Raw genomic sequence first — 25,877 nt, 5'->3', positions numbered from 1 at the left:
TTCGCCGAAAGGAGTCGAATTGCGATTCCGTGTCGGTGCTTACGGCGTGATCGTCAGGGATAAGCAGATCCTGCTCGCGCACTGGAACGCGCGCGGCCGATCCGGCTGGACGCTCCCCGGTGGCGGCGTCGAGGCGGGGGAGGACCCGTACGACGCGGCCATTCGCGAGATTCACGAGGAAACCGGCTACGAAGCGTCGATTGACCAGATGCTCGGGGTCGACTCCATCGTCGTGAACGCACGCAATCGTCGGCGCGCAGGTAAGCCCGGCGAGGCGCCGCTGCAAAACGTGCGGATCGTCTACCTCGCGAGCATCACCGGCGGCGAGCTGCGAAGCGAGGTCGACGGCACGACCGATGAGGCAAAGTGGTTTGATCTGTCCGAGGTGAAGACGCTGCAGACGGTCTCGCTCGTCAAGGTCGCGATGCGGCTCTACCATGAGCGGCCGCGCAACGGGCACCTCGAGAAACTCTCGAAGCGCAAGAGCTAACGGCCCGCGCAGCCATTGCCGTGCGGGCTCACCATGGCAGCTGTGACACGTTCCCATTGCCGTTAGCGCTCATGGTTGGCGAAGTGCCAGCAAGGGAGTGCGCTAGCGGCAATGCATGGGCCACCGCGGCGCGCATTGCCAACAGCAAAAGGCCCTTGAGTAGCGAAGCCTATCGAAAGGCGGCTAGTGTGTTGCACCGTTAATTCGTTGCTAGTTTTGTAGAATGGAGTATGGCAACACGTGGACCTTCTCTTCCCGAACTGAAGCTCTCTGAAACTGAGCGTGACCAACTGGAACGGTGGGTGCGTCGCCGGAAGTCAGCGCAGGATCTCGCGTTGCGTTCTCGGATCGTGTTGGAATGCGCGACTGGGGCTTCGAATTCCGAGGTGGCCAATCGTATGGCGGTGTCGTTACCGACGGTGCGCAAGTGGCGTTCGCGGTTTCTGGAGCGGCGGCTGGACGGGCTCGTTGACGATCCGCGGCCGGGTCGCCCCGCGCTGATCAGTGTGGACCGTGTGGAACAGGTGGTCATCGACACGCTGGAATCGACGCCGCAGAACGCGACGCACTGGTCACGGGCGAAGATGGCGGAAAAGTCGGGGCTGTCGAAATCGACAGTGGGGCGGATCTGGAAGGCATTCGGGTTGAAGCCCCACCTGGAGGAAGGGTTCAAGCTCTCCAACGACCCGCTGTTTACTGAGAAGGTCTACGACATTGTTGGCCTCTATCTGAACCCACCCGAGTCGGCGGTGGTGCTCAGTGTGGATGAGAAAAGTCAGGTGCAGGCTTTGGCCCGCTCGCAACCGGCGTTCCCGATGATGCCGGGAGTCCCCGAACGGCGCTCACACGACTATGTCCGGCATGGCACCACGAGTTTGTTTGCCGCGCTGAACGTCGCTGACGGGACGGTGATCTCCTCAATTCATCGTAAGCATCGCTCGATCGAGTTCAAGAAGTTCCTCCAGAAGATCGACAAGAACGTCCCCGAACACCTCGACGTGCATGTGATCTGCGATAACTACTCCACACACAAGCACCCCACCGTTAAGGCGTGGCTTGCCAAGCACCCTCGGTTTCACATGCACTTCACGCCGACTTACTCGTCATGGATCAACCAGGTTGAACGGCTCTTCGCCGAAGTTACTCGTGATCTTTTACAGCGTTCCGATCATCGCAGCGTGCAAGCGCTCGAGAGAGACCTCCGCGGTTGGGTGAAGGCGTGGAACGAGAACCCGAAGCCGTTCATCTGGACCAAGACCGCCGAGGAAATCCTCGAATCCATCGCCAAATACCTGAAACGAATTAACGGATCAGGACACTAGACCGGGCCTTTCGATACGGGCTTCGCCCTACTCAAGGGCCTTGCGCGTTGCCCTGCATAAGGGCTAGTGCGAGCTAGTTGTTGCGCGTGACGGTCTGGACGGGAGCGTCCAGTTCCTCGTCGGCGATCCAGAGGTCGTCGTCCGCGCGGAAGGTCTGCCACAGCGCGTAACCCACGGCTGCGAGGGCCGCGACACCGGCACCGATTGCGAACCAGCCACCGACGCCGATGCCCGACTTCTGCTTCTTCTGCTTCTTCTGCTCCTTGGCGACCTGCTTCTGCAGCTCCTCGACGCGCTTCGCTGCTTCCTTCGCGAACTTCTCGCCGCGCGACTGCACCTGCTGGACGGTCTTGTTGGAGTCGACGAACTCGCGAACGGCACCGGACACGTTGCCGCCTGCCTCAGCGATTGCAGGAATGACGTTGCGCTGCAGCGCCGACTCGGCCTTGTGCAGTGCCGTGCGACCCGACTCGACGCCGCGCTCGAATGCGGGGCGGACATTGTCTACGCTCTTGCGGACAACGGGGAGCACCTCTGCGTCTGCGTAGTCGCGTGCGGATTCGACACCGCGACCGCTGAGCTCGCGAGCCTTGGCGAAGACCGCCTGCTGCTCGCCCCAAAGTCGATCTGCGTCTCGGCGGAGACGATTGAGCTTGCGCGTGTTCTTCCTGGACATTCCCATTACTACCTCCGGCGATAAATGAAATGGCGCGTTTGCGATGACCTAATCTTGTCACGGCGCTTTGCACAAATCCTGGAACTCGCTGTGCTTGGATAAGCAGCATGAGTAATGCGACTGCAGTCATGACACTGCACACCAACCATGGCGACATCAAGCTCAACCTCTTCGGCAACCACGCGCCGAACACCGTGAAGATCATCACCGGTCTCGCCACGGGTGAGCTCGAGTGGACCGACCCGGAAACGGGCGAGAAGAAGGAAAACACCCCCTTCTACGATGGCGTCGTCTTCCACCGCATCATCACCGACTTCATGCTCCAGGGCGGCGACCGCACCGGCACCGGTTCGGGCGGCCCCGGCTTCGTCTTCGACGACGAGATTCACCCCGAGCTGAACTTCAACGAGCCCTATGTCCTCGCAATGGCGAACGCCGGCAAGATGGCCGGTCGCGGCACCAACGGCTCGCAGTTCTTCATCACGACCGCAAACACCGGCTGGCTCGTGGGCAAGCACACCATCTTCGGTGAGGTTGCCGACGAAGAGTCGAAGCGCGTGGTTGACGAGATCGAAGGCGTTGAGACCGACGGCCGCGACCGCCCGCTCGATGATGTCGTAATCGAGTCGGTCGAGGTCGAGCAGCTCTAAAGCCGCACTCGCACCATCGATGACAACCCCGACCGGCACGCCTCAAGACACCAGCAACTACTGTTACCGCCATCCCGACCGGCAGAGCTTCGTCCTCTGCCAGCGATGCGGCCGCACGATTTGCCCCCAGTGTCAGACGCAGGCGCCGGTCGGGGTTATTTGTCCCGAATGCATGAAAGAGGGTAGGGCTCGGATGCAGGAGCAGCGGCCGAAGCGCACCTGGAAGTCGCGCTTGATCGGTTCGGGTACGCCCGTCACCTACACCCTGATGGGGATCATCGTGGTGGTGTATCTCCTCCAGTGGCTCACCCGCACGATGGGCACGCCCATCATCGACTTCCTGTTCACCTACTCCCCGCAGTACACGGACCTCCAGCACCATACGGCCACCGGCGCCGTTGCCTTCGAGCCGTGGCGGATGCTCACCTCGGCTTTCTTGCACGGCTCGCTCATGCACCTGGCAACCAACACGCTCACGCTGTGGATATTCGGCCGGGCACTCGAGCCGCTGCTCGGCTCCGCACGCTTCTTGCTGCTCTATCTCGTGTCCGCACTCGGCGGCTCGCTCGCGGTCGCGATCATTTCCCCCGACACCGCAGTGGTCGGCGCCTCGGGCGCAATTTTTGGCCTCTTCGGCGCGTGGTTCGTCGTGCTGCGGCAGACCCGCCAAGACATGTCGTCCATGTTCGTGCTGATCGGCATCAACGTGGTCGTCGCGTTCTTCAACCCCGGTATCTCTTGGGAGGCGCACCTCGGTGGGCTGCTCGTGGGCGCGCTCTGTGGCTGGCTCACGATCCGCGATCTCCGCAAGGGCGGTAAGAGCAAGGTCGGCCTGTGGCTGCAGGTGCTCGTTGGCGTCTTGTGTATCGCTTTGCCGCCGCTCATCGGGATGCTCCGGTAAACGGGATGCTCCGGTAAACGGGATGCTCCGGTAGGCAGCAAATAACCCTGTGGAGAGTTATCCACAGGGTTATTCACAGCTGGGGAGAATTACACCGTTGTAATTCACACCCCGTCGAGTTATCCACAGCTAGCTATTTCCAATTGGTCATCATGAGGAAGCCGACGAGCGCGATGCCGAAGCCGACGAGGATGTTCCAGTCACCAAGCGCGCGCACCGGCAAGTAACCCTGTGAGAGGTAGTACACGAGGATCCAGAGGAAGCCGACGATGAGGAAGCCGAACATGATCGGCTTGAACCACACCGGGTTCGCGTCAGCTGGCCGCTGCTTCTTCCCGGATGCGCGCAGCTGTTCCTTCGTCTTGCCAGCGTTCTTGGTCTCCTCGACCTCGAGTTTTTTCGACTTGGCGTTGCGCTTCGGGGTCGCCTTGCCCTTCTTGGGAGTCTTCCCCTTGGCCTTCGCCGCGATCTCCTTCGAGCGTTCGATTCGCTCCTTCTCGGTGAGCTCGGGCTTCGATTCTGAGGTGGTCTCCGCCTCGGTTTCCGTCGCGTCGGACTCGTTCTCGGCAGGGGTTGAGGCTGTCTCCTTGGGCATGCGTCAAGTCTAGCCACATACAATTGCCGCATGACTGCACTCCAGCACAGCTCGCCCCGCAAGAAAAGCGGGAGAAGAGCAGCAGCCAAACGCCGGCCGAAGGTTACCTTCACCGGCGTTCTTGGTGAATTGCTCCTGACCGTTGGCGCGCTGCTGCTGCTGTTTATCGGCTGGAAGTATTTCTATTACGACGGCCTCGCGGGAAGCGCTCAGGACGAGGCGGGTGCGAGCCTCAGCCAGCAGTTTGAGCAGGATTATCAGACGGCGGATGCGCCGGAACTTGACGAGAGCGGCATCCCGATCCGAGCGATGCCCGAGGGTGAGGGTCAGCCCTTTGCCGTGCTCTACGTGCCCGCCTGGGAAGGTGACTTCTCGCGCACGATCGCGACCGGTACATCCTTCTACGGCGTGCTCGACCAGTACGTCGGGGCGTACGAGTCCTCCGACCCGGTCGGGTCCGTGGGGAACTTCGTCATCGCCGGTCACCGCTGGGGATATGGCTCCGCGTTCAAGGAGGTCCCCGACCTCTCGGTGGGCGACAACGTCTACATCGAGACGGTCGACGGCTGGTATGTCTACACGTATCGTTCCGGTGAGTACGTGCTCCCGAGCGAAGTCTCGGTCCTAGCGGACGTCCCCCGTCACCCCGACATGAAGAGCGAGGACCGGATCATGATTCTGCAGACGTGTAACCCGATCTACACATCCTCGCTCGAGCGACAGGTTGCCTACACGGTGCTGGTCGACTTCGTGCCGCGCTCGGAGGGGCCGCCCGCCGAGATTGCCGACACGGTCAACGCACGCGCCAACAACGGCAACCAGGACACCGGAGGTGACCTCTAATGTACGGAGCTCTTTGGCGAGCGATTCCAGGCCCCTGGCCGGTCAAGCTGCTCGTGTACCTCGCCCTGATCGCCGCGGTGCTCTATGCCCTCGTGACGTGGGTGTTCCCGTGGGTCGACGCGAACATCGTGCTCCCGAACACGCAGGACATTACGGTGTCGATGGGCATGTCCACGAGTGGCGTGGACGTGACCACAGTCGCGAGCTACTAGCCGCGTGCACCTAACCACGTGCAGCGAGCGCTAGCCGTCAGCCGCGCGGAGCTAACTGCGACTTAGTCGCTCCCGCGCAGGCCACCGGGGTTGCCGTTCCCGTTGTTGCCGCCTGGCGTGCCATTGCCGTTCCCGTTATTCCCGCCTGGGGTGCCGTTGCCATTGCCGTTGGTGCTGTCGGCGTTGCCCGCGGCATCGGTCTCGGGCGGTGCTGGAGTGTCGTCCTGAGTGGTGTCGCCCGGGTCGTTCGCTGGCGGTGCGGGATCCGGCTCGGTGCCGTCGCAGTAGGTCAGGCCGACGGTCGAGCCCTGGTCTACGCGGCCGGGCTGTACGGACTGCTGCGTGATCGGCCAGCCATCCTGCGCGACGCACGAGTAATCGGGCTGTCGCTCGACGCGCAGGCCCAGGGACGCGACAACCTCCTCGGCGCTCTCGAGGTTCTCGCCGATGAAGTTTGGAATAGTTACCTGGCCGTTCGACACGTAGATGTCGACGCCACTGCCGGGCGCAGCCGCAGAGCCGCCCCCCGGTTGACTGCGGATGACCTGGCCTTGCGGCACGGAAGGCGAGTCTTCCGTGAACACCGATCCGAGGGTGAGACCCACGGCCTCAAGTGCGGCCTTCGCTTGGTCCTCTGTCAGTGTATTGAGGTTCGGCACCGAGATTGATGCTGGCCCGGCCGAGACGGTGATCGTCACGGGATCGCCGTGGGGGATGGACGACTCGGGCGGCGGGGTCTGCGCCATCACGAAGTCGATCTCGACTTCGTCGCTCGGCGCGGTCTCCACGTCTACGACGAGCCCAAGCTCCTCGAGGGTGGCCGTTGCCTCCGTCTCATCCAGTCCGACCACGTCGGGCACCACCACGCTCGCTGAAGGGAGCTGGCCCTCCTTGGGCAACAGCATGACCCAGATCAGCACGCCGATGATCACGGCCACGACGAGTCCCGCGGCACCCCAGATCCACATCGCTGGCGGACGCCGCTGCACCTGTGGGGCGCGGTCGTCGTCGGTGCTCATGTTCTGGAGCGCGGACTCGGTCGCATCCACTGCGGTCGGCCCGGGGCCGAAGAGCTCGGTGGGGTTGTCGTCGGCCGCTGCGGCCACGTAGGAGGGGGAAACGCCCTGGAAGGCGTTCTGGAGGTCGGCGCGGAACTCCGCGGCCGTCTGATAGCGATCCTCGCGCCGCTTGGCGAGCGCCTTCAGCACCACCGCATCCAGCGCCGGGGAGACCTGCGAATTAACCTCACTCGGGCGGCGCGGCGGCTCGGTGACGTGCTGGTACGCGACTGCCACGGCCGAGTCGCCCTGGAACGGCACGCGCCCCGTGAGCATCTCGTAGAGGACGATGCCCGCCGAGTACAGGTCGCTTCGGCCGTCGACGGTCTCGCCGCGAGCCTGCTCGGGCGAGAAATAGGATGCGGTGCCAAGAATCGCGGTCGTCTGGGCGATTGTTCCGGCGGTGTCGGAGATCGCGCGCGCGATACCGAAGTCGGTGACCTTGACCTCGTCGTTGGTCGTGACCATGATGTTCGCGGGCTTGATGTCGCGGTGCACGACGCCGGCACGGTGCGAGTACTCGAGCGAGGTCAGGATGCCCGACATGTACTTTTCGATCTTGTCCGGCGGCAGGATGCCCTCGGACATGATTTGGCCGAGGTGGTCACCGTCAATGAATTCCATCACGATGTACGGCACGGTGATCTCAAAGCCGTCGTCGCGCACGAAGGTGTCCTCACCCGCGTCGAACACGCGCACGATCGTCGGGTGCGTCATTCGGGCTGCGGCCTGTGCCTCTTGGCGGAAGCGCTTGCGGAAAGCCGGTTCGGTCGCGAGGTTCGTGTGCAGGAGTTTGACCGCAACGCGCCGCCCGAGCCGTTGGTCGGTGGCCGCATAGACCTCCGCCATGCCGCCTCGGCCTATGCGTCGACCGATGAGGTATCGGTCGGCGAGCGTGCGTTGCGTCTGAATCACGACACAAACTCCTCGAAGTTGGGGGCGCCCGTTAGGACATGCGTAAGGTGCTCAGTCTAGCGACCGCGCGATTAGGGCGCCGTTTGGGTTTCAGGCGGGTTCGGATCGGTGGCGGTATCAGCGGACGAATCCGCGCTGCCAGAATCACTCGCGCCGCCCAGCCCGCCCGAGTCACTGTTACCGCTCGTGTCACCGGTTGTAGCGCTGTCGCTGTTACTTCCAGAGCCGCTGCCGGAACCACTGCCGGAATTGTCATTCGGCGGAGCAGGCAGGTTGATCGCGAACTGCGTCGCGGGCGAGGACGGCGAGTCCTGGCCACCGCACGAGCGCACGTAGGACACATTCACGGAGGTCGCGCCGCTCGGGATGCTCGCGGTGAGCGAGGAATCCGAGGTCGAGTGGGTCTCCGTTGAGCCATCAGACCATGTGGTGGTCACGGTGAAGCCCTCGAAGGGTCGTCCGGCGGGGCACGAGGCGTCGAGGCCGGAGACGACGAGTTCAGTGCCGTTCGTGCCGACCTGCGGCGCGCTTGCCGGACCCTCGAGCGGGTCCTGCTTGGCGTAGACGAGCAGCGACACGCTCGCACCCGGGCGGACGTTTCCGGTCGGGTTCACGTCGTAGACGACGCCCACATCCGACTCATTCTGCGCCGCGTCGCCCTCGACCCGAACGGGCGTGAGGCCGAGTTCGCTGACCTTGCTTGCGGCCTCGTCGTAGGTGAGGCCGACGTAGTCGGATGCGTTCACCGATACCGTCTCCGGCTCGCTTTGCGTCGGCTCGGTGGTCTCGGGCGCGCTCTGCGTGATCGTCGGGGTGGGCGTCGGCTCGGGGTTACCGCTGCTGAGCATCGCGTACCCGAGGATGCCGAGGGCGATTGCGAGCAGCGCGATCGCGGCTACGAGCCACCATCGCCATTGGCCACTTTTGGGTTTCTCTTCCTCGTCCTCCTCCGATTTCTCGACGTCGGTGCCCACGGAGCGTTGCTCGCGGGTGTCGCCGAGTAGGGAGTCGATGCCGTCCGCATCCGCCGGCCCAGAAAGCACGGTGGTGGGTCGGTTGTCGCTGCTGAGGACCTGGGTCTGGTCGAGCTGCGCGGTCGCCTGCGTCCCCGGCTGGCCGAGCACGGCGGGAACAGCCTGGGCCGCGCGCTGCACGTTGCCGTCGCGGAGCGCGGAGGCCGCGCGCGAGAAGGCCTCGGCCGACTCTGGACGATCCTTTGGGTCTTTGGCGATCGACGCAATGACCAGGTTTCGGACCGGTTCCGGCACGGTTACCGGCAACGGGGAAGGCTGGTCGTTGATGTGCGCCATCGCGATCGCGACCTGCGACTCACCAGTGAACGGGCGACGCCCAGCGAGCGCCTCGTACGCCACGATGCCGAGCGAGTAGATGTCGGTGGATGCGGTGGCCGGCTGCCCCGAGGCCTGCTCGGGCGACAGGTATTGGACGGTACCCATGACCTGGCCGGTCGCGGTGAGCGGCACCTGGTCGGCGATCCGGGCGATACCGAAGTCGGTGATCTTCACCCGGTGGTCGGGGGTAATGAGCAAGTTTCCGGGCTTGATGTCACGGTGCACGAGACCAGCGCGATGAGCTGCGGACAGTGCGGCGCTCGTCTGCGCGACGATATCCATGACCTGGTCCGAGGGCAGCACGCGCTCGCGCTCAAGGATCGTGGACAGCGCCTCGCCGGGGACGAGCTCCATGACGAGGAAAGCGGAACCGTTTTCCTCACCGTAGTCGTAGACATTCGCGATGCCCTCGTGGTTGACGAGTGCGGCGTGACGGGCCTCGGCGCGGAATCGTTCGAGGAACCCGGGGTCCCCCATGTACTCATCCTTCAGGATCTTGATCGCAACCTGGCGCCCTATTACGAGGTCGGTGGCTTCCCACACTTCACCCATGCCACCAATGGCGATGCGGCTTCCCAGTTGGTACCGGTTGCCGAATGTGACTCCCTGCCCAGGCCTCATAGCTCAAGCACCGCCTTAATCACTTGCTGTCCTATCGTGGCCGCTAAGCCGTTTCCCGTTCCGCTTTGTCCCATTCCGCCGCCGTCTTCCAACACCACGGCCACCGCGACCTGCTGACCATCCAATTCGGCGAACCCGGTGAACCATAGCGAGTACGGTTCACCCTCACCATTCTCCGCAGTACCGGTCTTGCCTGCCACATCCACGCCCGCAATTTGGGCGTTGGATGCGACGCCATTGGCGACACTGTCTTGCATCATCGAGGTGAGCGCCGTGGCGGTCTCTTGGGAAATCACCGTTCCCATCGACTCCACCTGCGGACCCTGGACGACCTGGAGGCTCGGGGTCATGATCTGTTCGATCAACGTTGGCTGAATCATATCGCCGCCGTTGGCGATCGTGCCCGCGACCATGGCCATCTGCAGCGGGGTGGTGCGAACCTCGAACTGGCCGAAGCCGGTCTGGGCGGTGAACGCGTCGTCGAGGTCCTCGGTCGGGTAGACACTCGGGTCCGATTCCATCGGGATGGACACCGAGCTGTTGAAGCCGAAGGCCTCGGCCATCGCACGAATCTTCTCGTCGCCGAGCTGGACGGCGAGCTGCGCGAAGGGGATATTGCAGGAGTACTGCAGCGCGATGTGAAGCGTCGTCTTCTCGCCGGAGCCACACTTCTGACCGTGGTTCGGGTTGTAGACGGGCTTGGTGGTCCCCGGCGGCGTCCATGACTCCGGATTATCGAGCTCGGAGTCCGCCGTCACGATGCCCTCTTCAAGTGCGGCCGCGGCGACGACCAGCTTGAACACCGAACCCGGCGGGTTCATGTTGCCGCCGATCGCGCGGTTGATCATCGGATTCGACGGGTCATTGATGAGCGCGTTGTAGTTCTCGATAACCGTCGCGTCATCGTGCATCGCGAGCGTGTTCGGGTCGTAGCTCGGCGTGCTCGCCATCGCGTAGATCGCGCCGGTTTCGGGGTTGTACGCAAACACGGCACCTGGGCGACCTTCAAGCGCATCCCAGGCGGCCTGCTGGGCCGCTGGGTTGATCGTGGTCTCGATCGCGGCACCGGCGGGCTCCTCGCCAGTGAACAGCGCGCGCAAGCTCGTGAAGAACTGCGAGTCGGCGGTGCCCGAGAGCTCGGCGTTCATCGCCTCTTCGAGCTGCGTCGCGCCCTGGTTGGCCGAGTAATAGCCCGTGATCGGGGCGTAGACCTCGCCATCGGTGTACACGCGCTGGTACATGTACGACGAGCCATCGGCCTCGGAGTATGCGATCGGGTTGCCGTCGACGAGGATCGGGCCGCGCTGCACCTCGTAGCTCGCCAGGAGCGTTCGGGTGTTGCGGCCGTCGGCGACGAGCTCCGGCTCCTGGACGAACTGAATGTACGTTGACGACCCAAACAGGGCGAGGAACATCGCGAGCAGGACGATGCCAACGACGCGGATATTGCGGCTCATGGACGCACCTCCTGCGATGCTGGCTTGATTTGCGGAGTACTTGAGGTCTTCACGGTGTCACTCAGCCTGAGCAGGATGGCGACGATGATCCAGTTCGTGAGGAGGCTCGAGCCACCCGCGGCGAGGAACGGTGTCGTGAGACCGGTCAGGGGGATGACGCGGGTGACGCCACCGACGACGATGAATACCTGCAGGCCGATCACGAACGCGAGGCCGGTCGCGAGGAGGCGACCGAAGTCATCCCCGCCCTGGTGGCCGATGCGGAAGCCGCGCGCCACGAACAGCAGGTAGAGGCACAGGATCGCGAAGAGACCGGCGAGTCCCAGCTCTTCGCCCAGGGCGGCAATGATGAAGTCGCTCTCGGCGAGCGGCGTGATGTCGGGGCGGCCCTGGCCGAGGCCCGTGCCGATCAGCCCGCCGTTGGCGAGGCCGAACATCCCCTGCACCAGCTGATAGCTGCCGCCGACCGCGTCATAATGCTCGGGGCTGAGCGGATCGAGCCAGGCCATCACGCGCCAGTTCACGTAGCTGATGTTGAACGCGGCGACGGTCGCGCCGGCCACGAACAGCACGAGGCCGATCACGACCCAGGAGATCCGGCCCGTCGATACGAAGATCATCACGAGGAAGAGCCCGAAGTAGAGCAGCGAGGTGCCGAGGTCGCGCTGGAAGACCAGGATGGCCATACAGATCGCCCAGACGACGAGGATGGGGCCGAGGTCGCGCATCCGCGGCAGCTTCATGCCGAGGAACTTGCGGCTCACCATCGAGAGCGAGTCGCGGGCGGTCACGAGGTAGCCGGCGAAGAAGATCGCGATGGTGACCTTCGCGATCTCACCCGGCTGGAAGTTGAACGGGCCGATCGAGATCCACACGCGCGCGTTCGCCTCCGAGACGCCGAGGCCCGGGATGAGCGGCAGGAGTAGGAGCACGAGGGAAATGAGCCCGAAGAGGTACGTGTACCGCTGCAGGATGCGGTGGTTGCGCACCAAGAACAGCACGGCGATGCCGAACGCGACGCCGATGCCGGTGTAGAGGATCTGCGCGAAAGAGTTGGCGGTCTCGACGCCACCGAGCTCGAGCCGATAGATCATGGAGATGCCGAGACCATTGAGCGTCGTGGCGATCGGCAGGATGAACGGGTCGGCCTGGGGCGCGATGAAGCGGAGGACGACGTGCATCGCGAGCGTCAGGATCGCGACGAAGCCGAGGAGCGCGAGGGCCTGGAAGTCGAACGCCCCCGTGACCCCGAGCTGCACCTGCAGAAGGGCGGCGAGCACAATGACGTACGCAAAGATCAGGAAGCCGAGTTCCATGTTGCGTAGACCCTGCGTGCGCTGGCGCTTGGGCTTGGGGAGCGACTGCGACGTCTCGCCAGCTGGTGCGCTAGTTCTTGACTGCATCCTCCAACCTTTCTACGAGCGCCCGCGCCTCATCAAGCGACGAGAACGGAATGGTCGAGGTTACCTGCATGTGCTGGTAGGCGGGAAGGTCATCCACCGAGATATCCGACTCTTCAATCATGGTCGAAAGCTCCCACGGGCCAAGGGTCGCCTGGACGCCCTGGTAGATCGCGACCTGGTCTTCGTACGTGCCAACGTAGTACTGCTGCTGCGTCCACGAGTAGGCGAGCGCGGATGCACCCGCCATGACCCCGAGCAGCACGATCGCTGCGGCAGCCCACGTGATGCGCCGCCAGCGCTTGCGGCGGCGCTCCTCGTCGACGAGCTGCTGCAGGAACTCGTCGCTCGGCGGCACGAACTCTTCGCGCTCCGGCAGCTGCGCGAGGCGGCGGCTCGACTGCAGCATGTCCGGCAGGATGCGCTTGGCCCGGCGGGGAGCGCGGGACGCGTACTTGAGCGGGTTGGCCGCGGCGCCGACGATGCGGCTGCGCATCGGCTCGAGGGGGCGGTTGCCGAGCTCGAGGACGACGACGGTGACGTTGTCGGGAGCGCCGTTGTCGAGCGCGATTTGCACGAGATCATCCGCGACCTCGCGGGAGGACTCGACGGTACGGGCGAGCACCTCCGCAATCTGGGATTCTTCGGCATAGCTCGAGAGCCCGTCGGAGCAGAGCAGCCAGCGGTCGCCCTCGACGGCCGGCACGACGTAGGTGTCCACATCCGGGTTGGTCTCGACGTCGCCAAGCACGCGCATGAGCACGGATCGTCGAGGGTGCACGAGCGCTTCCTCGGGCGTGATGCGGCCCGCATCCACGAGGCGCTGCACGAAGGTGTGGTCGATCGTGACCTGCTCGAGCTCGCCCTCGTGGAAGCGATACACGCGCGAATCGCCAATGTGCGCGATCACCATCTCGTCATCAACGCGCGTGATGAGATCGGCGGTCGTACCCATACCGCGAAGCTCACTGTGCTCCTCGACCGCTTCGGTAATGAGCGAGTTTGCCTCGAGGAGGGCCTCGGTCAGGCCTTGTTTGGCCTCCTCGACCGTGTCGTAGAGCTGATCGTTCTCGGCGAGGTGGCGAACTGCGATTGAGGACGCGACGTCGCCACCCGCGTGGCCGCCCATGCCGTCGGCGACGCCGTAAACGTGCTTGCCGATGAAGCCCGAGTCCTGGTTATTGGACCGGACTCGACCGACGTGCGATACGGCACCCGCGCGAACGACTTTCGGCATTAACGCAGCTCAAAGGTGGTCGTGCCGATTCGCACCGGAACGCCGCTGCGAAGCTCGACCGGCTGGCTCACTCGCTCACCGTTAATGAAGGTGCCATTGGTCGAATCGAGGTCTTGGAGCATCCATGCCCCGTCCCAGTTGAGCAGGCGCGCGTGGCGAGTCGACGTGTAGTCGTCCTGGATGCACACATCGGCATCGCGCGCGCGGCCGATCGAGAGCGGCTCGGTGCCGAGCTCGATCTCGAAGCCGCGCTTGGGGCCCGACGTGATGACGAGCTTCGTGAGGCGCTGGGGCTGGCCGGATGTGCCGGACGCACCGGATGCGGCTGCCGGGGCCTGTGGGGGCGGCGCGGGCTGGGTCTGAGGCTGCGACGCGGCACTTGCCGGCGCGCCTGCCGGTGCGGGAGCGGGGGCCGGGCTTCCGCTCGAGCCGGAGTCTGAGCCAGCCGCGGCAAAGGTCTGCTGCCGCGACTGCGCCATTGCCTGCTGGTAGTCGCGCGAGCGCGAGCCGAAGAGGTCGCTGCGGAGCGCATACACGATCGAGAACACGAAGATCCACATGATCGCGAGGAAGACGAGGCGGATGACGAGTAGCGTGAGCTCCCCACTCATTGTGAACCTCCGGGTCGTCGCATGTAGCCCGTGTCGTCACTCGGCTCCGCCTCCGGAATTATCCGGAAGGTGAGTTGCGTGCGACCAATCTCGATGAGCGAGTCGGGCTCGAGTGCGGCCTGCGCGACTCGACGACCATTGAGTTTAGTGCCGTTTGTGGAACCGAGGTCGCGCACGCCCGCGCGCTGCCCATCCCAGACCACTTCGGCGTGGCGTCGGGAGGCGCCGCCGTCGTCGATGGTGATCTGCGCATCCGAGCCGCGGCCGATCACGTTCGAACCCTGGTGGAGGGGATAACGCATGCCGTTCACCTCGAGAACGGGCGTCCAGTTCACGCGGCCCTCGACCGAGCGCGACTCGATCGACAGCTGGCCCATGCCAAGCGAATCGTCCTGCATCAGCTTGATCGACAGGCCACCGGGAAATTGGTATCGGTGCGAGGCGGCGTGACTTTCGACCTCCTGCATGAGCGAGGACTGCAGGGTGTCGCCCATTGACGCAAGCCGGTCGTAGTCGGTCGGGGAGACGATGACGTGGAAGCGGTTGGGGACGAGGATTCGATTGCGCGAAATGATCGTCGTCTTCGTGTCCATTTCACGCTTGAGCGCCGAGACAATCTCGACCGGCTGCAGGCCGGAGCGGAAAGTTTTCGCGAAGGCGCCATTGAACGTGCGCTCCAATCCGCGCTCGAACTTGTCGAGAATTCCCACGTGTCTCCTTGGTTGTCTGCGCACGCTATATGCTGCGCCGGTCGTTGTGCATAGTAATAGGCGCGGATGAGTGCCGGGCTATCCGCGGTGAGAACGACAGAATACCGGGCCTGATTAGCGTGGTGCGCGCTCACTGTGCTAGCGTATTCCCTTGCGCGCGTGTGGCGGAATGGTAGACGCGCTGGCTTCAGGTGCCAGTGCCCGCAAGGGCGTGGGGGTTCAAGTCCCCCACGCGCACAGAGAAAAAACAACCCCCGACCTGGGATTTAGTTCCCGAGGTCGGGGGTTCTTTGCGTCTGATGTGCCGGTTGATGTGCCGCGAGGTTGCGCGCGTGCGCCGGCTCGTGGCATTGACGCGCATCCGGCCAACCCGAAGCACGCGGCTCTAGCCTGGTGTCGAAACAGCGCCAGGACAGCGCTGCGACAGCGGATCGAGGCCATCATGACGGCACCCTATACATTCGACGTGTTCTGCAGTCTCGACGGCTACGGCTCGTTCAACGCCGATGGTGACTGGGGCGGCTACTGGGGCAAGCAGGGGCCAGAATTTATCGCGCACCGCGCCGAGCAGTACGGGCAGGGCTTCCGGCTAGTGCTCGGCGCGAATACGTTCCGGATGTTTCAGCGCTTCCTCGGATCGATGACGCGCGAACGCGAGGCCGAAGATCCCGTCAATACGCGGATGAAGTTCGCGCCGACGACCGTCATTTCAAGCTCGCACGAGGCACCTCTCGATTGGCCGGACGCGACGCTCGAGCGGGGTGACGGGGCCGAGATCATCGCTCGGTTGAAGGCGGAGTCGCCAGTACCGCTTCGGTCGCACGGGAGTCTCGCGTTGAACCGTGCCGCGATGGCCGCGGGGCTTGTCGACTTCGTGCAGGTGACGATCTTCCCCGTCATCACCGGCGTCACTGGAACCGCGCCGATCTTTGCGGGCGCGGCCGACTTTGACCTCGACATGGTGTCGAGTCGCACGTTCGATGGCCGCATCCAGGAACTCGTCTATCGCCCGAGTTTGCACTGAGCGAGTTTGCACTGAGCGAGGCTGCACTGAGCGAGCGTGCACTGAGCGAGCGTGCCAACCCCTAGTGCCGTATCCGATTTCCGCTCATTTCGAGCCGCACTTCTTGTCAGTCTGTTGGCACGACGTCGGCAGGTCGTTGCCACGGAAGAATCGCTGACTTCCATAGGTACTATGCCAGTGGTACAGTACCTACATGGATACGACAATTACATCTCCGAGAACCGTAAATTCACGAGCCATCCTCCTGCCCTACGCCCTCGCGCTAATAGTCGCGATGGGGGTAACACAAGCGACGATCGCGCTCGCTGGCGGCGAGATCACCCCGTTCGTGGGGCTGTTGACCGCTGCTGTCGCGCTCGGAATCGTTGTCTGGTTGTGGCGCAACTACCGTCGCCTTACCCAAGTGCGGTACGGAGTGGCGGTTGCTCATGCCATCGCGTTCGTCACAGTGACGACATCGTTCAACGCGCATGCCGTCCTGCGCACATTGATTCTGGGTTCCGGGCCCGAGGGCTTCGAAACTGTGTCTCGTGATCTGCTGACGACCCCGTGGTTCGGTGCGACACTCATCATGACCGCTGCGTGGGGTCTCGGGCTCCTCATCCACTTGCTCGGCACCGTCCTCGGTCGGGGCTGGGAGGACTAAAGCATGACCCCGATGCACGCAGAGGAGAGCGAAGAGTGGCTGTCCGGTCGGGTCGAGTCCTGGGTTGAGACATATAAGAAGGCCATGCTGTCGCCGGTCATCCTTCGTCTTGTCGAGATTCATCAACCCGTGACCATCGCGGAACTCCTCAACCATCTGACCATCACCACCGGATGGCAGATCACGGAGCGAGGCCTCTACCGCACCGTGAAGCGCCTTCAAGACACAGGGTTTCTGTTGAGCGAAGAGCGGGACGCGCCTCGAACCGGGGCCAAGCGAAAAGAACTCGCGCTTTCACCAGAGGGTGCTCAGTACCTCGCAGGTATCGACGCGAATCTCATCGAACTGCCGCAGATTCGCGCCAAGTAATCCCAGAACCTCGTGGCTTCAGCTTGACGCTTCGCGTCGGCAATTCCGAACGCAGCAGGGCTGGCGGCGTGGGCAACGAGAGCAGTGCGAAGCGGTTTCGCCGGAGCTGTTGCGCAGTCGAGCGCCGTGTCCGATTTCCGCTAGTTTCGGGCCGCACTTCGTGTCAGGCTGGTGACATGACAACGGCACCGGCATCCTTCGATGAGCGTTATCGCGCCGTTGAAGCGCGCGACCGGCGCTTCGACGGGCAGTTCATCATGGCGGTGCGCTCCACCGGAATTTACTGTCGACCATCGTGCCCAGCACGCACGCCGAAGCGGGCGAACGTCACCTTCTATCCGACGAGCGCGGCGGCCCACGAAGCCGGATTCCGTGCCTGCAAGCGCTGCTTGCCTGAGGCCGCGCCCGGTTCTCCCGAGTGGGATACCCGCCGCGATGTCGTTGGCCGTGCCATGCGGCTTATCGCCGATGGCATCGTCGAGCGCGAGGGCGTGGACGCGCTCGCCGGTCGCCTAGGCTACTCTTCGCGGCACCTCACCCGGGTGCTCTCGGCGGAACTCGGGGCGGGCCCGCTCGCGCTTGCCCGGTCGCAGCGTGCCCAGACCGCCAGGATGCTGTTGACCGGCACGAGCCTCGGCGTTTCCGAGGTTGCGTTCTCCGCCGGCTTCGGCAGCATCCGGCAGTGCAACGACACTATCCGTGAGGTGTTTGGCATGACGCCGTCCGAACTGCGTTCGCGCAGCCGCGGCGTGGGCTCGACCCCGGCTTCGGGTCCAGCACAGGCAGCCGCACACTCTCCCGCCGCGGCACTGTCTCCAACACCGACCGTGATCGACCTCGTGCTCCCTGCCCGCGCGCCGTTGGATATCCGCGGCGTCTTCCGCTGGATGGCCGAACGTGCCGTCGCGGGCATGGAACGCGCGACCGAGGCGAGCTTCGCGCGAACCCTCGCGCTGCCCTCCGGCCCAGCATCCTTTGAGGTGCGCGAGGATGCGGCCTCGCCCGGCCGGGTGCGCCTGCGGGCACGGGTCACCGAACTGGCGGATCTCGGGATGCTGGTGGCGCGCATCCGGCGTCTCTTCGACCTCGATGCCGATCCGCTCGCGATCGACGCGGCGCTTGCGCAGCATCCCGAAATCGCGCCGCTGGTTGCCGGTACGCCGGGCATCCGGGTCCCGGGTGCGGCAGACCCGCACGAGATGCTGATTCGGGCGATGATCGGGCAGCAGGTGTCGGTCGCTTCGGCGCGGACGGCGTTGACCCGGCTCGTGGATGCACTCGGCGAACGGATTGAGTCGCCAGAGCGCGAGTCACCACAGCGCGAGTCGGCGGGCGGGTCGGAGGATGCGACGGATCGACTGTTTCCGACGATGGCGACGATCGCGGCGCGCGGGCACGAGGTGCTCCGGGGACCCGGGGCGCGCATCCGGGCGATCACCGAGACGGCCGGGGCGCTCGCGGATGGCTCGCTCACGCTGACCGTCGCCGATGACGGGGACGAACAGCGCGCGGCGCTGCTTGCGAGGCCGGGCATCGGTCCCTGGACGGCGGATTATGTGAGGATGCGCGTGGTCGGTGATCCGGACGTGCTCTTGCCCGGCGACAGCGCACTCCGGGCGGGCGCACAACGCGCGGGCGTGCCGAGCGACGCGAAGGGCCTCATCGAGTGGGCGGCCCGATTCGCGCCCTGGCGCAGTTATCTCATGGCCCACCTGTGGCGGGTCCACGCATCTCTGAAGGAGGACGCACATGTTTCAGCGACGACAGGAAACTGAGCAGGAGTCGGCGACGGTCGAGACGATCGACACCCCGGACGGCCCGTTTACGCTGATCGAGGATGCGCAGGGTCGCGTCCTCGCATCCGGCTGGACCGGGGATGCGCTTGAAGTCTTGGAGCGCATCCACCGCACGCTTCGGCCATTCGAGCTCGTCGAGGGGGAGACGCAGGCCGCGAAGGCCGTCGTCGGGTACTACGCGGGCGACATGCAGCCGGCGATGGAGGTTCCCGTGCGCCAACACGGCACAGCGCTGCAGCAGCGCGGGTGGCGCGAACTGCGGCGAATTCCGCCCGGCGAGCCGCTGAACTACACCGAGTTTGCGCGGCGACTTGGTAGTCCGAACGCGGTGCGTGCCGCGGCCTCGGTCTGCGCAAAAAACTCCCCTGCACTGTTTGTGCCGTGCCACCGAGTGCTGCGCTCGGACGGGTCGCTCGGGGGATTCGCGTGGGGCACCGATGTCAAGCAGTCACTGCTCGACCGTGAACGCACGGCTCGAGACAGTTCCCTACACCGGGACCGTCCGGTCGCGGCCGACTCGCTTCATGACGAGCGTTGACGTGAGCTTCTGCACGCCTGGGAGGCCGCCGAGCTCGTTGTCGTAGAACTCCTGATAGGCCTTGAGGCCAGTGGTGAGGATGCGCAGCATGAAGTCGGGATCGCCGAAGAGCCGCTCAGCCTCAACGACGTTGGGGAGGTCACTCACCGCATCCTCAAACGCGGCGACGGAGTTCTGGTCGCTGCGTTCCATCGTCACGAAGACGATGGCCTCGAAATGCAGGCCCACCGCATCCGGTGAGATCACCGCGCGGTAGCGTTCGATCGCGCCCGACTGCTCGAGCTCGCGCACCCTGCGGTGACAAGCGGAAAGGCTCAGGCCGACCTCGGTCGCGAGGTCCGTGACGCTTTTCCGGCCGTCCTCCTGAAGCAACGCAAGAATCTTCCGATCGATCGCATCCATGGGCTTAATTATTCCAGCTGGAGCGCGGTTCTGGCGAAATTATCGAAACACCTTTCGCGAATTTCTCCGTAGCATCTTCGGCATCAGGTAACTCGGCGCGGCAGTCGGGTTTAGGCGTGGGGGAGGACCGATGGATGCTTCGCTGATTCTGCAGTTTTGGTTCGTTGCGATTCTCTTCATCATCACGCCCGGTGCGGACTGGGCCTACGCGATCGCGTCCGCGCTGCGAAACCGTTCGCCGCTGCCGGGTATTCTCGGGATGCTCTCGGGCCACCTGGTCGCGACGCTCGTGGTTGCAGCAGGTGTGGGCGTGCTCGTTGCGAAGCTGCCGGCGCTCTTGAGCATCCTGACTCTTGCGGGTGCGCTGTATCTCGTGTGGATGGGCATCGGGCTGTTGCGCGCGCCGGGGGAAGTGCCGGTGCGGGAGCCGGGCTCGGCGGAAGGGTCGGCCACGGTGCCCGTCTCAAGGGGACAGTCAGGCCAGGCTGACGTCGGCCAGGATGCTCACGTCGGCCAGGATGCACGGCGGAGTACCGCGACTCGGGTAGTACTCGAGGCGCGCGTGACGACGCCGATCCGGACACAGTTCCTGAAGGGCGCCGGCGTGAGCCTGCTCAACCCGAAGGTGTACCTCCTCCTATTGGCGCTGCTGCCGCAGTTCACGGACGTCAGCGGCAGTTTGCCGGTGGGGGTGCAGATGGCGATACTCGGGCTCGTGCACGTCGCGAGCTGCGCGATCGTCTACCTCGTGGTGGGTTACGGTGCCCGTCGGGTGCTTGCGGCACGACCCGCGGCGGCGCGTGTCATCACACGGGTTTCGGGCGCCATCATGATTGTGATTGCGCTGGTGCTCGTGATCGAGAACCTGCTGCAGTAATGCAACGTCGTCTCGTTATCCCTCTCTCGTCCAAAGAATCAGGAGAATCTCACGCGTGAAATCCCACGAACTACAGCGCCGCTACCTCGACCTCACGACCCCGCATGTCGCCGACGCCGTGATGCGACTCGGCATCCCGGTGCGGCAGGCCCCGGCAAGCGTCACACCGTTGTGGCCTGACGGCCACATCGTGGGCCGAGTGCTTCCGGCCCAGCACGCGGGTAGCGTGGATGTGTTTCTCGAAGCGATCGAGACCTCGCAGCCCGGTGACGTGCTGGTCGTCGACAATGGCGGACGCGACGACGAGGCATGTGTGGGCGACCTCGTGACCCTCGAGGCGGCGCAGGCGCAGCTTGCCGGTGTGATCATTTGGGGCCTGCACCGTGACACCCGCGAGCTGCGGACGATCGGTCTGCCCGTGTTCAGCCAGGGGTCGTTGCCGACGGGGCCACAGCGGCTCGATCCGCCGCGTGAGGATGCGATCGATGTCGCCCAGGTTGGCGCGAACCGGGTCACGCGCGCGGACTTTGTCCTCGCCGACGATGATGGCGCATTATTTCTTCCTCTCGACCGCGCGATCGAGATTGCCGATGTCGCCGAGGGCATCCGGGAGACGGAGCGCCGTCAGGCAGCACAAATGCGCGTTGGCAAGAGCCTGCGCCAACAGCTTCGCTTCACCGATTTTCTCGAGTCGCGACATCGGGACGGCTTGACCTTCCGCCAGCACCTGCGCTCGATTGGCGGCGAGATCGAGGAGTAGTCGCGCCTGCCGGGTGCGTGTCACGTGGTTCGTTGCTGTGTCGTGGTACCCACCACACCTCGGTTGCGGGAATCCGGAGGTGTCTCGCGCATCCTTGAGGCATGAGCGCGCGGCGAGCGGTCCGGATGGTGGCGGTGGCGAGTGCGCTCGCGCTCGCGGTCTCAGGATGCGCCGGGCAGGGTTCCGGGGACGGCTCAGACTCCGTCGTAGTGAACACGACTGGTTCGACAGCCACGCGGCCGGAGACAACAGCCACGCCGACCCCAACGCCGGCCACGCCAGATTCCACGGCGCCCGGAGCGTCCGTCAACGGGTCGGGCGCGACGGGCCTTTGGGTGCCCGCCGACCCCACCGCATCCCCCCTCGCGACCGGCCTCGACGCGCCCTGGTCGGTCATCCCCTTCAACGACGGCTACCTCGTCTCGCAGCGGGACGACGGGGCGATCGTCCACGTCGCGTCCGACGGCACGCAGACCACGATCGGGCAGGTCGAGGGCGTCGAATCGGGCGGGGAGTCGGGGATGCACGGCCTCGCGCTGCTCGACGAAGGCGACGCGACCTACCTCTACGCGTATCACGGCGCATCCGAGGACAACCGGGTCGTGCGCATGCGGCTCGACGGCACCGGCCCACAAGACCTTGCGCTGGGCGCATCCGAGCCCATCCTCACCGGCATCCCGCGCGCCGACACCCACAACGGCGGGCGCATCCACTTCGGCCCTGACGGCTACCTGTATATCTCGACGGGCGATGCCCAGCAGCGCGATAACCCGCAGAACCCGGAGAGCCTCGGCGGCAAGATCCTGCGCGTCGACGCCGAGGGGAACCCGGCGCCCGACAACCCCTTCGGCAACGCGGTCTACAGCCTCGGCCACCGCAACGTGCAGGGCTTCGCGTGGACCTCCGACGGGGTGATGTGGGCCAGCGAGTTCGGCCAGAACACGTGGGATGAGCTTAATCGGATCGAGCCGGGCGGAAACTACGGGTGGCCCACGGTAGAGGGCATCGCCGGGGACGACCGCTTCGTCGACCCGAGCATCCAGTGGGCCCCGGCCGAGGCGAGCCCGAGCGGCCTCGCGGCCAAGGGGGACACACTGTTCCTCGCCACGCTGCGCGGGCAGCAGCTCTGGCTCGTCGACACCTCCGGTGGCGCGGTCGTGGGAGATCCGGTCGCGTTCGCGCCCGACGGGGTGGATGCGCGAATGCGAGACGCGACGATCGGCACCGACGGGACCCTCGTCAGCCTCACCAACAACACCGACGGGCGCGGGAGTCCGGGGCCGGAAGACGACCGGCTGCTTGTGGTGCGGCTCGACGCCAAGTAGGCCGCGTTTGCTGGTTTCGGGCCTGCCCTCGCGTTTGGAACGGTTCAAAATATGGGGCCCGGGTTCGGACTACGCTGGCGGTCAATTGCGTCGAGCGTGAGTGGGCCCATTTGGCGTGCCCGTAGATCCGCGCCTCGGCGGCACGCCTATGAAGCACAGTGGAGTTGAGTACATAGTGAAGAGTCTTCGTGGCCTGAAGCGTTTCGGCCTCGCCGCAATCGCGGCATCTGCGGCGCTGCTGTTGGCGGCATGTGGTGGCCCGGCGGGCGTGACGGGTGAGAACCGCGAGACCGCCGGTTCCGGCGCCGGCGCGAATGTCGAGAAGACGATGACCGTTGCGATGATCACTCACTCGACCCCCGGCGATACTTTCTGGGACATCGTCCGCAAGGGCGCAGAGGCAGCGGCGGCCAAGGACGGCATCGAGCTGCTCTACAGCTCGGACCCGGACGGCGCGAAGCAGTCGCAGCTCGTTGAGCAGGCGATCGACCAGGGCGTCGACGGCATCATCGTGACCCTCGCGAAGCCCGAGGCGATGACCGCGTCGGTCGAAAAGGCCGTGGCGGCGGGCATCCCGGTATTCAGCATCAACTCGGGCCAGGAGGCCTGGGAGGCGATGGGCGTGCTTGCGCACTTCGGCCAGGATGAGCTCGTCTCGGGCCAGGCGGCTGGTGACCAGTTCAACGAACTGGGCGCGCAGAACGTGATCTGCGTGATTCACGAGCAGGGCAACGTGGGCCACGAGTCGCGCTGCCAGGGCGTCGACGAGACGCTCGACGGCAAAATGGAAATCGTCTACGTAAATGCCGCGGACCCTACCAACGTGCAGTCGACCATCGCCGCGAAGCTGCAGGCCGACGCATCCATCGATTACATCCTGACCCTCGGCGCCCCGCAGGCCGCGATCGCACTGACCTCGATCGAGGAGGCCGGCTCGGGCGCGAAGCTTGCGACCTTCGACCTGAACGCCGACGTCGTCGCAGGCCTGCAGAACGGCGACCTGCAGTTTGCCGTCGACCAGCAACCGTACCTCCAGGGCTACGAGGCGATGGATGCGGTGTGGCTGTACCAGACGAACGGGAACGTGCTCGGCGGCGGGCTGCCGGTGCTCACCGGCCCGTCGATCGTCACGCCGGATCAGGCGGACACCCTGAGCGAGTACGTGGACAACGGCACTCGCTAAGCGCGCCAGCGACCAGACAGGAAATATGACGGCCCCAGCCAGCACTTCCCAGAACGCGAAACCCGCCGACGAGCGCATCGCGACCACCTCCTTCTTCGGGCGGCTCTTCACGAAGCCCGAGGCGGGGGCAATTGCGGCCGCGCTCGTCATCGCGGTGCTCTTCTCGATCGTCGCGCCGCAGTTCACCCAGCCGGAGTCGATCGCGACGACGCTCTACGGCGCATCCACCGTCGGCATCATGGCGGTCGGTGTCTCGCTGCTCATGATTGGTGGGGAGGTCGACCTCTCGGCGGGCGTCGCCGTCACGACGGCCGGGCTCACGGGCGCGCTCACGATCTACTGGTTTGGGTCGAACGTCTGGGTGGGCGTCATCGCATCCCTCATCGTGTCGCTCGCGCTGGGGCTGCTGAACGGCTGGCTGCTCACGAAGACGAAGCTCACGAGCTTCATCGTCACGCTCGCGACCTTCTTCATGCTCACCGGCATCAACCTGGGCGTCACGCGCCTCATCACCGGTGGTGTTGCGACGCCGTCTATCGCGCCGGGCACCGGGTTTGCTTCGGCTGCGGCAGTATTCGCGTCCGAAATCCCGATCTTCGGCGTCAACGTCAAGATCACCGTCTTCTATTGGATCCTGCTCGTGCTCATCGCGACCTGGATCCTGAATCGCACCCGCGCCGGGAACTGGATCTTCGCATCCGGTGGCGCCCCGGATGCCGCGCGCGCGGTCGGCGTGCCCGTTGTGCGCACCAAGATCGGCCTCTACATGGGCGTGAGCTTCTGCGCATGGCTGCTCGGGATGCACCAGCTGTTCGCGTTCCGCACGGTGCAGTCGGGCGAGGGCGTCGGCAACGAGTTCCTCTACATTATCGCCGCGGTGGTCGGTGGCTGCCTGATGTCAGGTGGTCGGGGCAGCGCGATTGGCGCGGCGATCGGCGCGCTGATCTACGGCATGGCGCTCAAGGGCGTCGTGTACGCGCAGTGGAATCCGGACTGGCTCAAGTTCTTCCTCGGCGCGATGCTGCTGGGCGCGACCGTGCTCAACTTCTGGCTGCAGCGCCGGGCAGGACGGGGGGACAAGGTATGAGCGAGTCGGCAGAAGCCTTGACCGAGCGCGCGCCCCTTGTCGAGCTGCGCCACGCGGGCAAGCGCTACGGCAACGTGATCGCGCTGAAGGACGTGAGCCTCGAGGTCTCCGCGGGCGAGGTCACGTGCGTGCTCGGCGACAACGGCGCGGGCAAGTCGACCCTGATCAAGATCATCTCCGGCCTGCACCAGAACACCGAGGGAGAGTACCTCGTCGAGGGTGAAGAGGTGCAGTTTGGCTCCCCGCGCGAGGCATTGGAGCGCGGCATCGCCACGGTGTATCAGGACCTCGCGGTCGCACCGCTCATGCCGGTGTGGCGCAACTTCTTCCTCGGCTCGGAGGCGACGAAGGGCGCGGGGCCGTTCAAGCGGCTCGACATCGAGTTCATGAAGGAGACGACCAAGCGCGAGATGCTCAGCATGGGCATCGACCTGCGCGACGTCGACCAGCCGATCGGCACGCTCTCGGGCGGCGAGCGGCAGTGCGTCGCGATCGCCCGCGCGGTGTACTTCGGCGCGAAGGTGCTCATCCTCGACGAACCGACGGCGGCGCTCGGCGTCAAGCAGTCGGCGATCGTGCTGCGCTACATCGTGCAGGCGCGCGAGCGCGGGATCGGCGTCATCTTCATTTCGCACAATCCCAGCCACGCCTACCCCGTCGGGGATCGCTTCCTGCTGCTCAAGCGCGGCCAGAGCATCGGCTACTTCCAGAAGTCGGAAATCTCGCTCGACGAGCTCACCTACCTGATGGCAGGCGGTGAGGAACTCGAGGAGCTCGTCGAGGAGCTGGATGCGGCGCTGAACGAGGAGCGCGACTAGCT

At 64.9% G+C, this 25,877-nt stretch carries 27 protein-coding genes and 1 tRNA gene; 18 read left to right on the top strand and 10 right to left on the bottom strand.

The features are described from left to right. Positions 1–19 precede the first annotated feature (19 nt). A complete protein-coding gene (locus GMOLON4_RS11810; RefSeq protein WP_026937112.1) occupies positions 20–490 on the top strand; it encodes an NUDIX hydrolase in 471 nt (156 codons plus the stop codon). Between the two features lie 230 nt (positions 491–720). Continuing rightward, a complete protein-coding gene (locus GMOLON4_RS11805) occupies positions 721–1,812 on the top strand; it encodes an IS630 family transposase (RefSeq protein ID WP_265415367.1) in 1,092 nt (363 codons plus the stop codon). A gap of 73 nt (positions 1,813–1,885) precedes the next feature. Here GMOLON4_RS11805 and GMOLON4_RS11800 read toward each other — a convergent pair whose 3' ends face one another. Next, a complete protein-coding gene (locus GMOLON4_RS11800; protein ID WP_051266771.1) occupies positions 1,886–2,488 on the bottom strand; it encodes a hypothetical protein in 603 nt (200 codons plus the stop codon). A 107-nt stretch (positions 2,489–2,595) separates the two neighbouring features. Here GMOLON4_RS11800 and GMOLON4_RS11795 point away from each other — a divergent pair, with 107 nt between their 5' ends. Continuing rightward, on the top strand, positions 2,596–3,138 hold the full coding sequence (locus GMOLON4_RS11795) for a peptidylprolyl isomerase (protein ID WP_026936884.1): 543 nt from the start codon (positions 2,596–2,598) through the stop codon (positions 3,136–3,138). 172 nt (positions 3,139–3,310) lie between these two features. Beyond that, positions 3,311–4,039, top strand: coding sequence for a rhomboid family intramembrane serine protease (locus GMOLON4_RS11790; RefSeq protein ID WP_265576751.1), 729 nt, complete (start codon positions 3,311–3,313; stop codon positions 4,037–4,039). Positions 4,040–4,172: 133 nt separating this feature from the next. Here the strand turns inward: GMOLON4_RS11790 and GMOLON4_RS11785 are convergent, their stop codons facing one another. Continuing rightward, positions 4,173–4,634, bottom strand: a complete 462-nt coding sequence (locus GMOLON4_RS11785) for a cell division protein CrgA (RefSeq protein ID WP_084147489.1) — start codon at positions 4,632–4,634, stop codon at positions 4,173–4,175. A 30-nt stretch (positions 4,635–4,664) separates the two neighbouring features. On the opposite strand from GMOLON4_RS11785, the gene GMOLON4_RS11780 reads away from it, so the two are divergent. Together GMOLON4_RS11780 and GMOLON4_RS11775 are read left to right on the top strand one after the other, a co-directional pair. Continuing rightward, positions 4,665–5,477: a class E sortase gene (locus tag GMOLON4_RS11780; RefSeq protein WP_084147488.1), complete on the top strand. Its 813-nt coding sequence runs from the start codon at positions 4,665–4,667 to the stop codon at positions 5,475–5,477. Next, the gene (locus tag GMOLON4_RS11775; RefSeq protein ID WP_026936881.1) at positions 5,477–5,689 is read left to right on the top strand and encodes a hypothetical protein; all 213 of its coding nucleotides are present in this window, start codon (positions 5,477–5,479) and stop codon (positions 5,687–5,689) included. Before GMOLON4_RS11780 ends, GMOLON4_RS11775 begins: the two co-directional genes overlap by 1 nt. 62 nt (positions 5,690–5,751) lie before the next feature. On the opposite strand, the gene pknB is transcribed toward GMOLON4_RS11775, so the two are convergent. The 7 genes from pknB to GMOLON4_RS11740 all read right to left on the bottom strand — a co-directional run bounded on the left by pknB (position 5,752) and on the right by GMOLON4_RS11740 (position 15,050). After that, the gene (pknB, locus tag GMOLON4_RS11770; protein ID WP_245575433.1) at positions 5,752–7,662 is read right to left on the bottom strand and encodes a Stk1 family PASTA domain-containing Ser/Thr kinase; all 1,911 of its coding nucleotides are present in this window, start codon (positions 7,660–7,662) and stop codon (positions 5,752–5,754) included. Positions 7,663–7,733: 71 nt separating this feature from the next. Further along, complete coding sequence (locus GMOLON4_RS11765; protein ID WP_084147487.1) at positions 7,734–9,635, bottom strand: serine/threonine-protein kinase; 1,902 nt, start codon at positions 9,633–9,635, stop codon at positions 7,734–7,736. Continuing rightward, positions 9,632–11,092, bottom strand: a complete 1,461-nt coding sequence (locus GMOLON4_RS11760) for a peptidoglycan D,D-transpeptidase FtsI family protein (RefSeq protein WP_026936880.1) — start codon at positions 11,090–11,092, stop codon at positions 9,632–9,634. The genes GMOLON4_RS11765 and GMOLON4_RS11760 overlap by 4 nt, the downstream gene beginning before the upstream one ends. Further along, positions 11,089–12,495: an FtsW/RodA/SpoVE family cell cycle protein gene (locus GMOLON4_RS11755; protein WP_026936879.1), complete on the bottom strand. Its 1,407-nt coding sequence runs from the start codon at positions 12,493–12,495 to the stop codon at positions 11,089–11,091. Before GMOLON4_RS11755 ends, GMOLON4_RS11760 begins: the two co-directional genes overlap by 4 nt. Further along, positions 12,479–13,729 (bottom strand): PP2C family protein-serine/threonine phosphatase, encoded by a 1,251-nt coding sequence (locus GMOLON4_RS11750; protein ID WP_026936878.1) that lies wholly within the window; start codon positions 13,727–13,729, stop codon positions 12,479–12,481. Before GMOLON4_RS11750 ends, GMOLON4_RS11755 begins: the two co-directional genes overlap by 17 nt. Continuing rightward, entirely contained in the window at positions 13,729–14,340 is a 612-nt protein-coding gene (locus GMOLON4_RS11745) for an FHA domain-containing protein FhaB/FipA (RefSeq protein WP_026936877.1), read from the bottom strand. The genes GMOLON4_RS11750 and GMOLON4_RS11745 overlap by 1 nt, the downstream gene beginning before the upstream one ends. Next, positions 14,337–15,050, bottom strand: a complete 714-nt coding sequence (locus tag GMOLON4_RS11740) for an FhaA domain-containing protein (RefSeq protein ID WP_026936876.1) — start codon at positions 15,048–15,050, stop codon at positions 14,337–14,339. The genes GMOLON4_RS11745 and GMOLON4_RS11740 overlap by 4 nt, the downstream gene beginning before the upstream one ends. A gap of 155 nt (positions 15,051–15,205) precedes the next feature. Here GMOLON4_RS11740 and GMOLON4_RS11735 point away from each other — a divergent pair. The 6 genes from GMOLON4_RS11735 (at position 15,206) to GMOLON4_RS11710 (ending at position 19,423) form a co-directional block, all read left to right on the top strand. Beyond that, positions 15,206–15,287: transfer RNA gene (locus GMOLON4_RS11735), tRNA-Leu, on the top strand. A gap of 205 nt (positions 15,288–15,492) precedes the next feature. Beyond that, positions 15,493–16,074, top strand: a complete 582-nt coding sequence (locus GMOLON4_RS11730) for a dihydrofolate reductase family protein (protein WP_026936875.1) — start codon at positions 15,493–15,495, stop codon at positions 16,072–16,074. A gap of 274 nt (positions 16,075–16,348) precedes the next feature. Continuing rightward, positions 16,349–16,720: a hypothetical protein gene (locus GMOLON4_RS11725; protein WP_026936874.1), complete on the top strand. Its 372-nt coding sequence runs from the start codon at positions 16,349–16,351 to the stop codon at positions 16,718–16,720. A 3-nt stretch (positions 16,721–16,723) separates the two neighbouring features. Next, positions 16,724–17,089, top strand: a complete 366-nt coding sequence (locus GMOLON4_RS11720; protein ID WP_035732695.1) for a helix-turn-helix transcriptional regulator — start codon at positions 16,724–16,726, stop codon at positions 17,087–17,089. 176 nt (positions 17,090–17,265) lie between these two features. Further along, positions 17,266–18,864 (top strand): DNA-3-methyladenine glycosylase 2 family protein, encoded by a 1,599-nt coding sequence (locus tag GMOLON4_RS11715; RefSeq protein ID WP_035732693.1) that lies wholly within the window; start codon positions 17,266–17,268, stop codon positions 18,862–18,864. Then, the gene (locus tag GMOLON4_RS11710) at positions 18,839–19,423 is read left to right on the top strand and encodes a methylated-DNA--[protein]-cysteine S-methyltransferase (protein WP_051266767.1); all 585 of its coding nucleotides are present in this window, start codon (positions 18,839–18,841) and stop codon (positions 19,421–19,423) included. Before GMOLON4_RS11715 ends, GMOLON4_RS11710 begins: the two co-directional genes overlap by 26 nt. On the opposite strand, the gene GMOLON4_RS11705 is transcribed toward GMOLON4_RS11710, so the two are convergent. Then, positions 19,373–19,825 (bottom strand): Lrp/AsnC family transcriptional regulator, encoded by a 453-nt coding sequence (locus tag GMOLON4_RS11705; protein WP_026936873.1) that lies wholly within the window; start codon positions 19,823–19,825, stop codon positions 19,373–19,375. The two genes, GMOLON4_RS11710 and GMOLON4_RS11705, sit on opposite strands and share 51 nt — an antisense overlap. A 130-nt stretch (positions 19,826–19,955) precedes the next feature. Here GMOLON4_RS11705 and GMOLON4_RS11700 point away from each other — a divergent pair, with 130 nt between their 5' ends. From GMOLON4_RS11700 to GMOLON4_RS11675, 6 genes are all read left to right on the top strand, one after another. Then, entirely contained in the window at positions 19,956–20,702 is a 747-nt protein-coding gene (locus tag GMOLON4_RS11700) for a LysE family translocator (protein WP_026936872.1), read from the top strand. Positions 20,703–20,757: 55 nt separating this feature from the next. Further along, on the top strand, positions 20,758–21,462 hold the full coding sequence (locus GMOLON4_RS11695) for an RraA family protein (protein ID WP_026936871.1): 705 nt from the start codon (positions 20,758–20,760) through the stop codon (positions 21,460–21,462). 101 nt (positions 21,463–21,563) lie between these two features. Next, on the top strand, positions 21,564–22,787 hold the full coding sequence (locus GMOLON4_RS11690) for a PQQ-dependent sugar dehydrogenase (protein WP_026936870.1): 1,224 nt from the start codon (positions 21,564–21,566) through the stop codon (positions 22,785–22,787). 175 nt (positions 22,788–22,962) lie between these two features. Continuing rightward, a complete protein-coding gene (locus tag GMOLON4_RS11685; RefSeq protein ID WP_245575430.1) occupies positions 22,963–23,970 on the top strand; it encodes a sugar ABC transporter substrate-binding protein in 1,008 nt (335 codons plus the stop codon). Between the two features lie 25 nt (positions 23,971–23,995). Then, positions 23,996–25,057, top strand: coding sequence for an ABC transporter permease (locus GMOLON4_RS11680; RefSeq protein ID WP_026936868.1), 1,062 nt, complete (start codon positions 23,996–23,998; stop codon positions 25,055–25,057). Then, complete coding sequence (locus GMOLON4_RS11675; RefSeq protein WP_026936867.1) at positions 25,054–25,875, top strand: ATP-binding cassette domain-containing protein; 822 nt, start codon at positions 25,054–25,056, stop codon at positions 25,873–25,875. Before GMOLON4_RS11680 ends, GMOLON4_RS11675 begins: the two co-directional genes overlap by 4 nt. Positions 25,876–25,877: the final 2 nt, after the last annotated feature.

The sequence above is a fragment of the Gulosibacter molinativorax genome (assembly GCF_003010915.2).
Lineage (GTDB): Bacteria > Actinomycetota > Actinomycetes > Actinomycetales > Microbacteriaceae > Gulosibacter > Gulosibacter molinativorax.
This window is presented reverse-complemented; position numbering and strand designations above follow the sequence as displayed.

Bases quoted from the DNA above. Each gene is read 5' to 3' on its own strand.
- GMOLON4_RS11765 (WP_084147487.1), bottom strand. From the start codon at position 9,635: ATGAGGCCTGGGCAGGGAGTCACATTCGGCAACCGGTACCAACTGGGA.
- GMOLON4_RS11730 (WP_026936875.1), top strand. From the start codon at position 15,493: ATGACGGCACCCTATACATTCGACGTGTTCTGCAGTCTCGACGGCTAC.
- GMOLON4_RS11800 (WP_051266771.1), bottom strand. From the start codon at position 2,488: ATGTCCAGGAAGAACACGCGCAAGCTCAATCGTCTCCGCCGAGACGCA.
- GMOLON4_RS11790 (WP_265576751.1), top strand. From the start codon at position 3,311: ATGAAAGAGGGTAGGGCTCGGATGCAGGAGCAGCGGCCGAAGCGCACC.
- GMOLON4_RS11725 (WP_026936874.1), top strand. From the start codon at position 16,349: ATGGGGGTAACACAAGCGACGATCGCGCTCGCTGGCGGCGAGATCACC.
- GMOLON4_RS11720 (WP_035732695.1), top strand. From the start codon at position 16,724: ATGACCCCGATGCACGCAGAGGAGAGCGAAGAGTGGCTGTCCGGTCGG.
- GMOLON4_RS11775 (WP_026936881.1), top strand. From the start codon at position 5,477: ATGTACGGAGCTCTTTGGCGAGCGATTCCAGGCCCCTGGCCGGTCAAG.
- GMOLON4_RS11705 (WP_026936873.1), bottom strand. From the start codon at position 19,825: ATGGATGCGATCGATCGGAAGATTCTTGCGTTGCTTCAGGAGGACGGC.
- GMOLON4_RS11675 (WP_026936867.1), top strand. From the start codon at position 25,054: ATGAGCGAGTCGGCAGAAGCCTTGACCGAGCGCGCGCCCCTTGTCGAG.
- GMOLON4_RS11700 (WP_026936872.1), top strand. From the start codon at position 19,956: ATGGATGCTTCGCTGATTCTGCAGTTTTGGTTCGTTGCGATTCTCTTC.
- GMOLON4_RS11710 (WP_051266767.1), top strand. From the start codon at position 18,839: ATGTTTCAGCGACGACAGGAAACTGAGCAGGAGTCGGCGACGGTCGAG.
- GMOLON4_RS11750 (WP_026936878.1), bottom strand. From the start codon at position 13,729: ATGCCGAAAGTCGTTCGCGCGGGTGCCGTATCGCACGTCGGTCGAGTC.
- GMOLON4_RS11805 (WP_265415367.1), top strand. From the start codon at position 721: ATGGCAACACGTGGACCTTCTCTTCCCGAACTGAAGCTCTCTGAAACT.
- GMOLON4_RS11780 (WP_084147488.1), top strand. From the start codon at position 4,665: ATGACTGCACTCCAGCACAGCTCGCCCCGCAAGAAAAGCGGGAGAAGA.
- GMOLON4_RS11755 (WP_026936879.1), bottom strand. From the start codon at position 12,495: ATGCAGTCAAGAACTAGCGCACCAGCTGGCGAGACGTCGCAGTCGCTC.
- GMOLON4_RS11715 (WP_035732693.1), top strand. From the start codon at position 17,266: ATGACAACGGCACCGGCATCCTTCGATGAGCGTTATCGCGCCGTTGAA.
- GMOLON4_RS11760 (WP_026936880.1), bottom strand. From the start codon at position 11,092: ATGAGCCGCAATATCCGCGTCGTTGGCATCGTCCTGCTCGCGATGTTC.
- GMOLON4_RS11680 (WP_026936868.1), top strand. From the start codon at position 23,996: ATGACGGCCCCAGCCAGCACTTCCCAGAACGCGAAACCCGCCGACGAG.
- GMOLON4_RS11690 (WP_026936870.1), top strand. From the start codon at position 21,564: ATGAGCGCGCGGCGAGCGGTCCGGATGGTGGCGGTGGCGAGTGCGCTC.
- GMOLON4_RS11785 (WP_084147489.1), bottom strand. From the start codon at position 4,634: ATGCCCAAGGAGACAGCCTCAACCCCTGCCGAGAACGAGTCCGACGCG.
- GMOLON4_RS11745 (WP_026936877.1), bottom strand. From the start codon at position 14,340: ATGAGTGGGGAGCTCACGCTACTCGTCATCCGCCTCGTCTTCCTCGCG.
- GMOLON4_RS11795 (WP_026936884.1), top strand. From the start codon at position 2,596: ATGAGTAATGCGACTGCAGTCATGACACTGCACACCAACCATGGCGAC.